The organism is Paraburkholderia sp. BL10I2N1 (genome assembly GCF_004361815.1).
GTDB lineage: Bacteria > Pseudomonadota > Gammaproteobacteria > Burkholderiales > Burkholderiaceae > Paraburkholderia.
In genome coordinates this window covers 2,932,393-2,946,404 of record NZ_SNWA01000001.1, presented here as the reverse complement: position 1 = coordinate 2,946,404, position 14,012 = coordinate 2,932,393, and the positions used below count along the sequence as shown (strand labels likewise).

At 62.8% G+C, this 14,012-nt stretch carries 10 protein-coding genes; 3 read left to right on the top strand and 7 right to left on the bottom strand.

Annotation, left to right across the window (positions count from 1 at the left end; genetic code table 11):
• Positions 1–22: 22 nt before the first annotated feature.
• A complete protein-coding gene (gene bamC / locus B0G77_RS13760) occupies positions 23–1,252 on the bottom strand; it encodes an outer membrane protein assembly factor BamC (protein ID WP_133662623.1) in 1,230 nt (409 codons plus the stop codon).
• Positions 1,253–1,478: 226 nt separating this feature from the next.
• Between bamC and B0G77_RS13755 the strand changes: the two genes are divergently transcribed.
• The 3 genes from B0G77_RS13755 to B0G77_RS13745 all read left to right on the top strand — a co-directional run bounded on the left by B0G77_RS13755 (position 1,479) and on the right by B0G77_RS13745 (position 3,559).
• Entirely contained in the window at positions 1,479–1,724 is a 246-nt protein-coding gene (locus tag B0G77_RS13755; RefSeq protein WP_133662622.1) for a hypothetical protein, read from the top strand.
• 107 nt (positions 1,725–1,831) lie between these two features.
• Positions 1,832–2,296, top strand: coding sequence for a DUF2844 domain-containing protein (locus B0G77_RS13750; RefSeq protein WP_208116422.1), 465 nt, complete (start codon positions 1,832–1,834; stop codon positions 2,294–2,296).
• Positions 2,297–2,308: 12 nt separating this feature from the next.
• The gene (locus tag B0G77_RS13745) at positions 2,309–3,559 is read left to right on the top strand and encodes a DUF3443 domain-containing protein (protein ID WP_133662620.1); all 1,251 of its coding nucleotides are present in this window, start codon (positions 2,309–2,311) and stop codon (positions 3,557–3,559) included.
• Between the two features lie 62 nt (positions 3,560–3,621).
• On the opposite strand, the gene B0G77_RS13740 is transcribed toward B0G77_RS13745, so the two are convergent.
• The 6 genes from B0G77_RS13740 to B0G77_RS13715 form a co-directional block, all read right to left on the bottom strand.
• On the bottom strand, positions 3,622–4,680 hold the full coding sequence (locus tag B0G77_RS13740) for an OmpA family protein (RefSeq protein ID WP_133662619.1): 1,059 nt from the start codon (positions 4,678–4,680) through the stop codon (positions 3,622–3,624).
• Positions 4,681–4,760: 80 nt separating this feature from the next.
• Positions 4,761–8,072: a YadA-like family protein gene (locus B0G77_RS13735; RefSeq protein WP_133662618.1), complete on the bottom strand. Its 3,312-nt coding sequence runs from the start codon at positions 8,070–8,072 to the stop codon at positions 4,761–4,763.
• A gap of 666 nt (positions 8,073–8,738) precedes the next feature.
• Complete coding sequence (locus B0G77_RS13730; protein ID WP_243750993.1) at positions 8,739–8,990, bottom strand: hypothetical protein; 252 nt, start codon at positions 8,988–8,990, stop codon at positions 8,739–8,741.
• 142 nt (positions 8,991–9,132) lie between these two features.
• The gene (locus B0G77_RS13725; protein WP_133662617.1) at positions 9,133–9,618 is read right to left on the bottom strand and encodes a hypothetical protein; all 486 of its coding nucleotides are present in this window, start codon (positions 9,616–9,618) and stop codon (positions 9,133–9,135) included.
• 255 nt (positions 9,619–9,873) lie between these two features.
• On the bottom strand, positions 9,874–12,159 hold the full coding sequence (locus B0G77_RS13720; protein WP_133662616.1) for an ATP-dependent DNA helicase: 2,286 nt from the start codon (positions 12,157–12,159) through the stop codon (positions 9,874–9,876).
• Entirely contained in the window at positions 12,156–13,847 is a 1,692-nt protein-coding gene (locus B0G77_RS13715; RefSeq protein WP_133662615.1) for a VRR-NUC domain-containing protein, read from the bottom strand. Before B0G77_RS13715 ends, B0G77_RS13720 begins: the two co-directional genes overlap by 4 nt.
• Positions 13,848–14,012: the final 165 nt, after the last annotated feature.

Genomic DNA, 14,012 nt, shown 5'->3' with positions numbered 1-14,012 from the left:
TTATGTCAGCGCAAGCGCAACTTTAATGCAGCTGATCCACCATCAGCGCCATGATCTGCTTTGCCGGGCCCGACGAATCGACCTGGCCTTTGTCGTCGATGATGGCCACGCGTGTCTGGTTCTGCGTGACGGCCCGAACGTTGACGCGGTACTGCTTCGCCACCTTCTCCTTCTTGCCGTGGAACACCTGACTCCAGAAGCCCTGTTCCGCGGAACTCATGTCCTTCGGATCGACGTAACGCACGAAATACAGGCCGCGCGTCCGGTCGCGATCGTCAACGGTGAAGTTGCTGCGATCCAGCGCAAGACCTACGCGCAGCCAGGCGCGGTCATAGGGCTCGTCAAGCGTCAACTCGGTCGCCGAGTATTGTCCACCCGACTCGTTGGTATCCGAGGGCGGCGGCACCTGTGCGGCCAGCGCGACATTCTGCGCTGCGGTCGCAGCGGTAGCTGACTTCGCGCTCGATGCGCCCGCGGCGGCGGCCGGAGCCGTCTGTGCGCCCGCCGGAGAAAGCGTGGCACTCTGCGTGTCGCCGGCCTTGCCATGTGAATCAGCCAGCGCCAACGACGCCATCAGGCGCTTCAGATATTCGGTTTCGAGCCCTGGGTCATTCGGCTTCGGCTGCCATTCGCTGGAGTCGTTGTTCGGACCGGTCAGCGCTTCGCGCATACCCTTCTGACTCACGAACACGAAGGTTCCACCGCTCGGCGCCACTTCCAGGCGCGTACGGTACTTGTTGCGCTCCGACGTGACGTAGGAATTGCCCATCGTCTTCGACAGCGTATTGCGAATGAGGCCCTGGTTGATCTGCGCGTGGGTTTCGTTCCAGTCGGTCTCCATCACGCCCTTGTCGCGCTGCTCGACAACCAGCAGGAAGCCCTGTTCCTGCCAGAAACGGCGGATCTGCGGCCAGACCTGATCCGGCGCCTTATTGTCGATCACCAGCCAGGTTTCGGAACCGTCGCGCTGGAGGTGCATATCGGGGACGGGCGGCACCGCCGTGTCCACGTTTGGCGCGGCGGCCTGCACCTGCTTGAGGGTCGACAGCGAGCTTTCGCCGCCCTGCGGAGGCAGGGAACGCTGGTCGGCCGTCTCGTCGATCAGGTTTGGCGGCACAGCGAGTGACACTTCCTTCGATTTCGAGTCGCTCTTGTAATCGACCTGAGTCGGCGACGATGTACCACAACCGGCGACGAGACCGCCTGCCATCAGCAATATTGCGAACCGCGAGGTAAGACGAAGATCAGTCATGTTCGGAGAATCCTTCCGCTACGCCACGGCAAGTTTCCGTGGATCAACCCAACATTTTACCGGTCCCGCGCCGTGATGTGCAAAAAGCGGGCTTTCGGACAAACACCGAGGGCGTTCCGGTGCCGGGAACAGGGGGCGGATCACCAGACGTAAAGCGCGCGGCAGCGCGGTCGGCGACTGTTTTTCCGTATGCGGCGATACACTTGTCCCGGCACGATTCCACGAGGTGAAACGGGCGATTCTCCAGCGCGATCAATGGCCGGCCAGCCGGTGTCGCGACGGCGCCGGCTTCCCGCACTTCCGCATCCGTCGATATCTCAAACACAAGATCAAGGCGGTACGCGTACTTTTCGCAGCCGATGGAGATTTAACATTTGATCAACATTTCCACCCTGAAGGTGGTTGTGCCCAGCGCAGATCGAAGTTCTTGTTTTACAAGAAGTTTTCGCCTTACCGCCCGCCAAAATTCTGAGATGATCGCCATTGGCCGCCCACATGGCATCTCATTATTCAGGAAACCCAGGTGATATCGTGAAATAGAAATCTCAAAAAATTCACGATTTTCCGGGGATGAACCCAATGATCCACGCCACCTTTCGCCGCATCGCCGGCGCGTCGATAGCGTTGTGTGCAACGGCAATGCTTCAGGTCGCTCACGCCGAACTGGGTGGTACGGCAGCGTTGACGCAACCTGCGAACAAGACAATCCAGCCCGTCGAGCAAACCGGTCTTTTCCGCGTCCGGTCGACAATAGACGATGGCGGCACGACGATCAACGAATACGCGTCGACCAGCGGCGAGGTGTTCGCGTACACGTGGCAAGGCCCTACCATGCCGGACCTGCAGACCCTGCTGGGCAAGTACTACGATTCGTATCGCGTCGGCGCCACACCCGATGCGACAACCCCACGCAATTTGCATGCGTCGCGGATCACGCGACCCGACGTCATCGTCGAGTCCGGCGGGCAGATGCGCAGCTACGCGGGACGAGCCTGGCTGCCAGGCGCGCTACCGGCCGGTGTGTTCCCCGACGATCTGCGCTAACGGAGGGCTGTCATGCCAAAGAAGTTCCTCGGCGCGCTAATCCTGTGCACCGCACTCGCCGGTTGCGGAGGGGGAGGCAGTGGCAACAGTCCGACAGCGTCTGTTACTCCGCCCTCCTCCCCCGGTGGTGCCGGCGCGCCAGCGAACACGCCTACGACAACACCGGCAGACACAACGGTCCAGCAGTCGACGATTCCGAACGTTCAGTCGGTCACGGTCGGCACGACGCCGACGCTGACACGCAATATGCTGATGACCAGCGTCACCGTTTGCGAGCCTGGCACTGACCACTGCGCGACCATCGACAGCGTGCAGGTTGACACGGGGTCGCAGGGGCTGCGGATCCTGTCGTCGGCATTGCCTGCGGACGTGACATTGCCGGCTGTGCCATCCGGTACCGGCACGACCGGGCAATGTGCGGTTTTCGGGACGGGCTACGTCTGGGGTGCAGTACGCAACGCGGATGTCCGTATGGCCGGCGAACTTGCATCGACACTCCCGATCCATGTCATTGCCGATCCTTCCGTCCCGACCGTGCCGACAGATTGCAGCCGATCGGGACTGCCGATGATGACCTCCAGCGCACTGCGAGCCAACGGTATCCTGGGCGTCGGCATGTTCACGACGGACTGCGGCAGCGCATGCGCGGACAGTGCGCTACCGCGTTGGTACTATGACTGCGTATCTGGCGGCACCTGCACTGCAAGCACTCAACCGGTTGCTCAGCAAGTGACCAACCCAGTCAGCCAGTTTGCGTTCGACAACAACGGCGTCGTTATCGATCTGCCTGCCGTTTCGGACACTGGCACTCAGTCCGTATCTGGCTCTCTGATCTTCGGCATCGGAACACAGACAGACAATGTACTCGGCGGCGCTGACGTGCTCAAGGCTAGCAGCGCGACCGGGTACATTACGACCAGCTTCAACGGCGGCAATACCCAAAGCTTCCTCGACAGCGGCTCCAACGGTCTGTTCTTCTCCAACTCGACTTTGCCGTCCTGCGGGTCCTGGTTCTGCCCGCCGTCGCCCCAGGCGTTCAACGCCACGCTTCAAGGCACTAGCGGGGCGACCAACACGCTGTCGTTTTCGGTCGGCAACGCAAACACACTCTTCGCCACGTCGAACTACGCGTTCGACAATCTTGCCGGTACGGCTGGCGGCATCTTCGACTGGGGTTTGCCACTCTTTTTCGGACGCCGGATCTTCACCGCGATCGACGCACGCGCCACACCTGCCGGTCCAGGGCCCTACTACGCGTTTTGAGCAACACGCGCCGATGCAGTTCCTTAGCTTGAGGCGAAGCCCTGTGCCGGCGCATGCCGGGCCTACTGCGTTGACACCGGCTTCTGCCCCACGAACCGGATATCAACCCGTCGGTCCGGCGCGAGGCATTCGATCAGTGCCGGGCGGTCAAGCATGGTGCAAGACGTGCCCGGATGCGCGTTGCCGTAGCCCTGAGCATCGACGGGAATCGTCACGCCACGGCTTTTCAGATACCGCGCCACCGAATCTGCTCGCTGTCGCGATAGACGCAGATTGTGTGCCGTGCTGCCGAGCCGGTCCGTGTACCCCGACACCACAATTCTCTGGGTGAGATCGACACCTTGCAGCCGAGTCGCAATGTCATCGAGCTTCTGACGACCCTCCGCTTTAATCGCCGCGATATCACCTCGATCGAACTCGAATAGCGCGTCTGCCGAAAGCGAAACCGTCGTCGAAAGCGGTTGTTTTGATTGCGCAGGAATAGTGCAAACTGCCAGGGCCTGCTCGCCGGCACGCAACTGTCCCTGCAGATTATCAATACGCTTTTTCGCCTTATCGAATGCACGCATCCAAGCTTCATGGCCGGCATACATTAATTCGACTTCAGAACACGCCACCAGCTTGCGTGCCTGCGGACAATACACAAAACGTGGATCGGCTCGTAACCTCGTCAGCTGTTCCCAAAGATCTGGACGAAGTTTTGCGACCGTACGAAGTGGAGAATTTTCGGGTAATGTGCTATCGCCAGTATCGAGAGCCACCGTCAAGCGGGCGGCCTCGCCGATGGCTTCTTCCACGAACCCCCAATCGTCGTGTTCGGCGAGCGCTTCCTTGCCAGCGTTGATCCAGCATTGCGCTTTTGCACCCACGTAGCGGTCCTTCTTTGGCCCGAAAGCATCGAGCTTTCCCTGAAGCGTCGTCAGCACGTCGCCGCGATGTTTGATCTGCGTGTAGACATCGGTCCACTGCTTTACTGCGGCTCCGGAAGCCGCGTCCTGTTGCGCACCGAACCCCCGTTGCAAGACCGTCGTGTCCTGGATGTTCAGTTGATCGCGAGTCGCGGTACTTGCGCAACCCGCCAGCGCAGTGGCCAGTGCCGTCGCTAGAATTGAATATTTCATGTCTTTCCTTCGGAAGAGACGCCGCCGCTGTCGCTGTAGCACGCCCCTTCCTTCAAACAATGCCGAAAGCCCTGATTGGATCAGTCGCCGAGAACAATGCCGATACCGGCGCGCACAATCGTGCTGTTGCTCCCTGAGGAAGCCACACCGGCGTTGAAATTGATCGTGCCTTTTTCGTTCCAGCGCGACACGCCGAGACCCAGTGCTGCCTGACCGCGGTATGCCGCGACGCCCGCATTGAGCGTTGTGCGGCCGGGGAGATAAGGTGTCACGATCTGCAACGCAGAAGCCGCAGCGATCCCCTTGCGCGTACTCGTATCGAGATCGTGGATCGACTGGTTGGTCTGCGCGACGGCCGAGTTGAGCTGGTTCAGGTTGACGGCATCCGTACCGAGCGTACCCGGCGCTACATTGGTGATCTGCCGCTCGGCACCGACGCTGCCGACCGAAACCGAGTTTGCGCGATCAGCGACTGAACCCGCACCCAGCGCGACTGACCCATCGGCCGTTGCAGCGCTGCCCCATCCCAGCGCGGTCGTGTTTGGCGCGCTCGCGATCGAGTTGGATCCTACTGCCGTGGTGCCGTTTCCGCTTGCAGCCGCGTTCGCTCCAAAGGCCATCGCGTCGGTGCCGTTCGCAACGGCGTTCGCGCCCAGTGCCGCAGCGTGCGTACCGGACGCCGCAGATGCTTCCGTACTGGCGTCGCCGTTGACGCTCAGGAACGGGCTCGTGCCGCCGGCGAGGTTGTTTGTGATCTGCCCAAGGGCTTCATTCAGTTGGCCAACATTAACCGCATCGGAATCGAGCGTACCGGCACCGACGTTATGCAGAACCGTGCCACCGGCGACACCGTTGCCAAGCGTGACGTTTCCGTAATCCGGTGCGCCGTCCTTGCTGTCGTATGTCACTGCTGCACGGGTGTTGCCGTTTTCGTCGATTACACCGCTCTGCTTCAGTTGTGCGACGTTCACTGCATCGGTATCTGCCGTACCAGCTGCGACGTTCGTAATCTGCCGCTCATGTCCTGCCGAGCCGACCGACAACGAATTCGCGCGGTCGGTCGACGAGTTCGCGCCCAGTGCGATCGAGTTGTCGAACGCCGCCTGTGCATTGCCGCCGATTGCGACACTGTCCGCCCCCGTCGCGAGCGAGTCGTCAAGCGCGGAGTTGACATGCACGTACTTGATACCACCACCAGTATTCGTGATCTCATTGAGTATCTGATTGATATTGGTAATTGAATTCGTGTTGTTGGTCACGCGCCCATCGATATTTGTCACAACGTCGCCGATGTTGTGATATGTCTTGCCACCGATGTTGTAGACGGGTTGCTGGAGGGTGCCATCCGGATTGACCGACGAACCGCCGCCCAGTGCGTCGGCCACGCTGCTCGCCAGGTTGTACATCTCACCGCCATTGATGGCGTCGGTGCTTCCCGATGCGATCATCCCCGGCGCGACGTTGCCGAGGCGGACCGGCACATTGGAACCGATGCCTCCCAACCTGACGCTTTCATGATTAGCGTCGTCATACATGACGGCATCCGCGACGCTGCCTTCAACCACCGATTTGAGCTGGCTGACATTGACCGCATCCGTGTCAGCGGCGCCGGCGGCTACGTTCGTCACGCGGCGCTCCATGCCAGCTGACCCCACCGACACCTCGCCGAACGGTGTCGCTCCAGCGACAGCACCACTGCCGGCACGGTATGCAGAGGCTGTGAGATCCGCGGTCGTCGTCGAGTTCGCGCCGAGCGCCACCGAGTTGTCCGCCGTCGCCTGCGCATTTCCGCCGATCGCCACGGCCTCGCTCCCGGTAGCCGCGGCTTCGTCCTGCGTTGAATTCGCCTGGAAATACTTGATGCCGGCGCCGTTCTGGATACTATTGACCACGTTCATCACGTTGGTGACGTCGCCGTCGATATGTGTGATCGCATCGCCGACGTTGTGGTACGTGTCGCCGGCCACGTTGTAGACAGGGGACGACACCGCCCCGTCGGACCCGACGGATGAACCGCCGCCCAGCGCATTGGCAACACTGTCCGCCAGGCTGTAAAGCTGTCCGCCATTCGTCGCATCCAGACTGCCTGGCGCGACTGAACCGGGCTTCACGTTCGAGATGGCCACCGGTACGCTCGCGCCTGTCCCGCCCAGCGTGATCTGGGTTTTCGACGTATCGTCGTACGTCACGAAGGGAGTCGTGACATTGCCGCTGCTGTCGGTGTTGATGCCCGCCTCACGCAATTGCCGAAGGTTGACTGCGTCGGTGTCGGCGCTGCCCGCCGCAACGTTGATCAGCTGACGCTCCTGGCCGGCAGAGCCAACGGAGACCGAATTCGCCCGGTCTGCCAGCGAGTTCGCACCGAGCGCCACCGAATGATCGGCTGTAGCCTGCGCGCCACCGCCGATTGCGACACTTTCGACTCCATTCGCCGACGAATCGTCCAGTGTCGAGTTCACATGCACGTACTTGATACCTGCACCATTCTCGATGCCGTTCACAATATTCGTCACATTGGTGACCGCACCGTCCACATGCGTGATCGCATCGCCGACGTTGTTGTACGTATTTCCTGCGACGTAGTAGGTTGGGCCCGCTACCGAGCCATCCGGATCCAATGCGGCACCGCCACCGATCGCGGTGACGATTCCCTTCAACTGACTGACGTTGACCACGTCGTTGTCCTCGATACCAGCCGCCACGTTGACGATCTGGCGCGTCTGGTCCGCACTCCCGACAGAAATGGTATGTGCCCGGTCTGCGACGGAATTCGTGCCGAACGCGAAGGCGTCCTCAACCATGGCCTTGGCGCCAGAGCCGAAAGCCATGGAGCCGGTTGCGCCCTGCGCCGTGAACGCTCTGGAACCGAAGGCCACAGAATCGTCGCCGTTTGCCACGGTGAACTGGCCAAGCGCGATCGCGTTCGCGCCCTCCGCGCTGGCTGTGTAGCCGATCGAGACGCCGTTCGTCGCGTAAATGCCCGTCGTGGCATTCATTCCCACAGCCGTGGCGTTCAATGCAAGCGCACCCGAGCCAACGCCCACTGCGGTCGTGCCCTCAGTCGCGGCGGCGGAGGTTGCGCCGATAGCCGTGGCATTCTTACCAAGCGCAGCCGCCATCGGTCCGATGGCCATCGCATTCAGGTCGTCACTGGCAGTCGTAGCCCCTCCTTGCGTCACGATCGAGCTAATGGCCATGAATGTGGTGAGATCGATCTCCGGCGTGCCCGCTGCTTCAGCGACCGGGACAGATGCCATCGCGCCGAGGCCAAGGATCGCCGCCGCAACATCAGCCCGGCGAGACAGTCCCCCTCGCCTTGCCACGGCAAGTTCCGACGCTGCAACCCACGAATTCGTGGTGTCGCTCCACACTACGCGATGCGATTTATTCATTTGAGACCTTAAAACGAGTAAATGACCGACCGGCCAGAACCGGATCTGCTACGCCTTCATCGCAACAATCTCGATGAAGCCCCCGTAACGCTCGAAACTCAGGTTCGCAGTCCGAAATACATGCATCACACGTGACGTAGCCAGAAGGTTCCCGGCCTGGTCAGGCGATCCATGTATTCCGCAGCTTTCCGGCGAACCTGCAGCGCGCCTCTAACGCGGCATTCCTACCCAACCGGCAGGATTGCCCTACAAATATGAAAGGCAAATCCTACAAATACGGTCACTCCGGCAACACAAGAAAACTCTCAAATTCCCGGTGCGTTCGCATACGTCACCGGCGTCCCTACGATCATTCCGCAACTCCACACGTGTTTCTTCACCTGGCCGCCCATCGTGTTTCGTTGCGATCCGCTTGCATCCCGCTTGCGTCCCGCAAAGACGCAGCACGGCGCAGGCCGTTCCTCAAGGGAAAGCCTGTCGAGCGCTTTTTTGAATGAAGGCCGGCGTCAACCGGCGAGCGGATGTCTCAGCGCCGGCAAGAGAAGAGCCCGCGCTGCCGGCAGGAAAAGAAGGAAAAGATCGCCACCGGAGAGAGGCGAATGAAGCGCCATCCCGCGCAGCGGGCAGTCCGCGAGGCGGGACGTCGCGCGGCAGCCGCGCGACGCGCTATGATCCGCGCGCCAGCAGATGTTCGAGCGCCATCGATCGCGCGGCTTCCTCGGCCTCTTCTGCGGTGTCGAAGGTACTGCCTGAGACATGCACCTGATGCCATTCGGGCTGATCGGCGGCGTCGCGAAAAATCCGGTACCGGGCACAGAAACCGTGTGGTTTTGCGGGAACGACGTCTATGTCGACAGAGGCGCCTTCGATCTGATGCGTGACAAAGCCGTCCATTACGAGCCCTCCTTCGTCAGCCATCCAGGAATCGTAGCACGTGCGCAGCCAGACGCCCATCGGTTCGGGAAGGCCCGTCTGAACAGCGCCGCGCAAGCCAGATCGAGCCGCCAACGCACTCATGCTGACGCTGGCGACCGCGCCTGCAAGACGCTCATTCAGTGTTTCACTCAGCCGCTTCGCCAGACGTGTCAGCGGGATGCGCGAGCTCGGCGGGCGCCAGCCAGTGGAACGCGGTGAGGTTCAGTCCGTTGAAGGTGCACTCGGCGGCGGCGCCCCTGACCACCTTCTTTTTCTTTCCAGCCGGTTTTGCCGCGGCACCGGAAGCCGCGGAAGCGGAAACCGCGGCGGCCGCCGAGGCAGCAGCCTCCTTCACCTCTTCGGGGCTTGCTCCCGCCGCCACGGCAGAAGCCGCCGCAGCTTCTGAGGCAAGCGAGGCGGCACTCGGTTCAAACTGCCCTTCGACCACCACACGCGTGCCATTGATCCCCACCCCGGTGTGCGAAATGGCGAGCTTCTGGTCGGACGTTTCGGCGAATTTCCCCCGCATCGTCTGTGCGCATGCGTCCGAGTTCTTGTACGCGGCCGTGCATCCGGCCACCAGGACGGCGCCGATCGTCGCACATGCGATAGATAGAGTCCGAGTCTTCATTGATTATCCGTTGTTCAGGCCGTCGGCAATTGTAGCGTACGGTCGCGATACCCACCCTCAATGCTGACGGGCTGCCAGCCTGACACGGACGAAGGGCGCGCTGGACCGGCAGCGCCTGCGGGCCGCCGAGTTCCAGGACCAGATCGACCCGTGGCGCGAGGAATGCCGGCTTCCTGAAGAAGGCTACCCAGAGCGGCGCGCCGAAACTCAGGATCGCATGAACCCGACATCCTGTACGCACCAGGCCTCGTCAACTCACCTGTCACCATCCAGGTGCCACCAGCGCGGCAACAACTGCTGCACATCGGCACGCCGGTAGCGGTCGTCGATCAGATGCACCACGCCCGCGTCGTGTTCCGTGCGAATCACACGCCCCGCCGCCTGCACAACCTTCTGCAAGCCTGGATAGAGATACGTGTAGTCGTAGCCGTTGCCGAACTTCGCGTCCATCGTGCGCCGCATCTGTTCGTTGACGGCGTTCATCTGCGGCAAGCCGAGGGTCGCGATGAAGGCGCCGATCAGCCGTTCGCCGACAAGATCGATTCCCTCCGCAAAAGCGCCACCCAATACGGCGAACCCGACGCCCTGCCCCGACGTCGTAAAGCGTGCGAGAAACGCCTCGCGACCGGCTTCGTCCATGCCCGGCTCCTGTGCCCACACGGGCAGATCGGGATGCCGCTCACTCATCAACGCGACGACGCGCTGCAGATAGTCGAAGCTGCTCAGAAAGCCGAGATAGTTGCCGGGCTTCACGGCATACTGCGCGGCGATCAGGTCCGCGATCGGGATCAGCGAACGCTCGCGGTCACGCCAGCGCGTCGACACGTTGCGCGCCACGCGCACGGTCAGTTGCTCAGCCCGGAACGGACCGTCGACGTCGAGCCACCCGGTATCCTCCGGCAGACCCAGCGTGTCGCGATAGAACCGGTGCGGGCTCAGCGTGCCCGAGAACATGACGGTCGCGTGCGCAGCAGCGTAGCGTGGGGCCAGAAACGACGCGGGGATCACGTTGCGCACGCACAGCACGGAGCCCGTCGTTGTGCGGCCCGCGTGACGTTCAGCGGGGAGCGTCACGTCGAAGATCGAATGCGTGCCGAACTGCTCGGCGAGCGCCACGAAATGCATCGCGTCGAAATGGAGGCGCAAGAGCGTTGCATTGCCATCGAGGGTGGCGGGCGCTTCGGCCAACTGCTCTGTCACCGTGCTGATCAGATTCTGCAGCGCCGATTGCAGGCGCGCGGGAACTTCAGGGTGGACGGCGTAGCCGTCCGTCTGCGCGCGGTTCAACGCATTCCATTCGCGCGACAGCCGTGCGAGCGGTTTGCGCAACATGGCCGGCGCCGTCTTGCGTACGATGCTGAGCGACGTCTGGTCGAGCGCCGCCGTGTACATCCTGCGCGCGCGGTCGAGCAGGTTGTGCGCCTCGTCGACCAGCACCGCGACGCGCCACTGATTCATCTGTGTGAGTGCGTAGAGCAGCGCGCTGCTGTCGAAGTAGTAGTTGTAGTCGCCAACGATCACGTCGCTCCAGCGCGCGAGTTCCTGCGCGAGGTAGTACGGACAGACATCATGCGCGAGCGCCGCGGTACGGACCGCCGCGCGATCCAGTCGACCCGACGCCAGCGCGGCGCTGCGCGCATCGGCGAGCCGGTCGTAGAAACCGCGCGCGAGCGGACACGACTCACCGCGGCACGCCTTGTCCGGATGCTCGCAGGCCTTGTCGCGCGCGACCAGTTCAAGCACCCGCAGCGGCAGTTCGCCGCCGCCCGCGCTGGCGCGTAGCGTTGCGACGGCATCGAGTGCCAGCGCCCGGCCTGGCGTTTTGGCCGTGAGGAAGAAGACCCGGTCCAGCTGGTCGCCCGCGCACGCCTTGAGCAACGGAAAAATCGTCCCAAGCGTCTTGCCGATACCGGTGGGCGCCTGCGCCATCAGGCACCTGCCATCGCGCGCGGCACGGTACACCGACACCGCCAGTTCACGCTGACCGCTGCGAAACGCGCTGTAGGGAAACGGCAGCGCGGCCAGCGCGGCATTGCGCGCGTTGCGATGCGATTCTTCGCGCATGGCCCAGTCGCTGAAACGCTCGCACTGGTCGACGAAGAATGCTTCGAGCGAGGCCGCCGTATGCGTCTCGGTCAAGAGCGTTTCCTTCTGACTCACGATATCGAAGTAGACGAGTGCGACGAACAGTTCCGCGAGCCCGCGCTGCTGGCACAGCAGGTGGCCATACACGCGCGCCTGCGCCCAGTGCAGCGCGCGATGATTGGCCGGCATGCTGTCCAGCTCGCCACGATAGGTCTTGATCTCCTCCAGCCGGTTGAGCGCGGGATCATAGCCGTCCGCACGGCCGCGCACGGTCAGCCCGCGATGCACGCCAGTCAGCGTGATTTCGGCTTCGTAGCCGCTCGCGCGCCGGCCGCTCACCGTCGCATGGCCGGCGATGCCTTCCTGCCCCGTCGGTGCGGGCGTGAAGCGCAAATCGAGATCGCCCCGCTTCGCCGCGAATTCGCACAACGCACGCACGGCGACGATGTACGTCACGCCAAAGCCCCCACCGGAGCGGCGGCGCGTGCGTCGTCGGCCCAGCGCACGTCGAGCACGCGCACCGGCATACCGTGCTCGACGCAGTATTCCAGCCAGCGGATCTGGTTGTCCTGAAGACGGTCGCCAGGACCTTTCACCTCGATCAGTTCGTACCGTCGCTCGGCAGGCCAGAACTGGATGAGATCCGGCAGGCCCGAACGGTTGCTTCTGATGTCCATGAGCAGCCGTTCAAACCAGCGCTTCAGATGCGCGGCAGGCAGACAGTCGAGCGCGAGCGTCAGCAGCTCCGGCGTGAGCAGCCCCCAGAAGACGAACGGCGACTGCAGACCAGCCTTGGATTCGTAGTGACGCAGGATAGTGTCGCGATATTGCGTACTGTCGAGCTGGGCGAGGCAGGCGGCGAATTGCGCGGCGCGGCGCGCGTGGAAGTCGGGCGCGTGCAGATCCGCCGGACCGCGCTGGAATGGGTGAAAAAAGGCGCCGGGGATCGCCGCAAAAACCGGCTCCCAGCACAGCAGACCGAACAGCGAATTGATCAGCGCGTTTTCGACGTAGTGAACCGGCGCCTCGACGCACCCCAGATAATCGCGCGCCACCGCTTCGACGTTGACGGGTTCCGAGGGGCGAGGAAGCGTGAGCACGCTGCGCGCAATAGCGCGCGCCCCGGCCGGACGCGGAACCGCCTGCCCGACCCTCCGTTGCAGCCGTGGCAGCATGCGCGCCACGCGCTGGCTTTCCTCATCGCTCTCGGGCGCATCAACAGCCTGCCCCGCAAGCGCGAACGCCTGCTCGAAGTGGCCGCCGCGCTCGAGCACCCGTATGCGCCGGTGACGGGCTCCCGGCCACAGGCACCGTTCGTAGACCGTCAGCGCAGTCGCCCAGTCCTGCAGACGCTCGCAATGCTGGCCGATGCGGAACAGCAGCCTGGCGCGGCGCGTCTCGAGCCAGATGTTCGCGCTGGAACAGGCATCGACGGACGACAGCAGCGCATCCAGCGGTTCGTCATCCGGCCAGCCATCGAGCGCTTCACGGCATGCGTGCAGCGCAAGATAGACATCGATATCCGCGCGCTGCTGAAACGCCCGCGACGACGGCGCGAATGCCACCGTTTCGTACTGGAACACACCGAGATCCGCAAGCACGAACTCCGACCAGTCCTGATGCAGGTTGCCGAAAAACATCAGCCGCAAGCGGTCGCACAACGGCGTGACGGCCACCCGAAGCACACGGTCGGACGATTGCGTGCACCAGAGCGCGAAACGTCTCGCGTCGCCGTGCCGTTCGCGCAACTGCGCGAGCAGATCCGCCTTGCGGATGCTGGATCGGGCGGCGACGCCGGAAAACATGCTGGACAGTTCGGGCCGGGTGCAGACGCTGAACAGTTCGTCGAGCGTGAGGAGCGGGTCCGGATCGACGAAGCCGCGCGCGACGAGCGGCTGCGCAGCCTCCAGCGGGCAACCTATTTCGCTGTAGACAAGCCTGCTTGCGCGAAAGAGCGACCCCTTGCGCATCAGCATCCGCACGAGGAGCGCCTGCGAGGCCAGCGGCAAGCTGTCAAACGCATGCATGAAAGCGTGTTCGGCCGGATCGAGCAGGTCGTCGTAGCGCTCGTCGACCCACGCCAGCGCGCGCTGGAAATTGCGCAGGTAGTAGTGAGGATCGGGAGAATCCGTCAGCACGGGCATTCAAATAACAGCTGTATATATGTACAGCGATCATAGCAGGTCAACGGCAGGGTTTTGACAAGCAGAAGCTGTCCGGGCGCCCAATTCCCACCCAATTCCCGCCGCCTTCACGCCGCGCATCGACGACAACCGTGCCAGGCTTCGCGCAGAATGACGTCGCTCGAT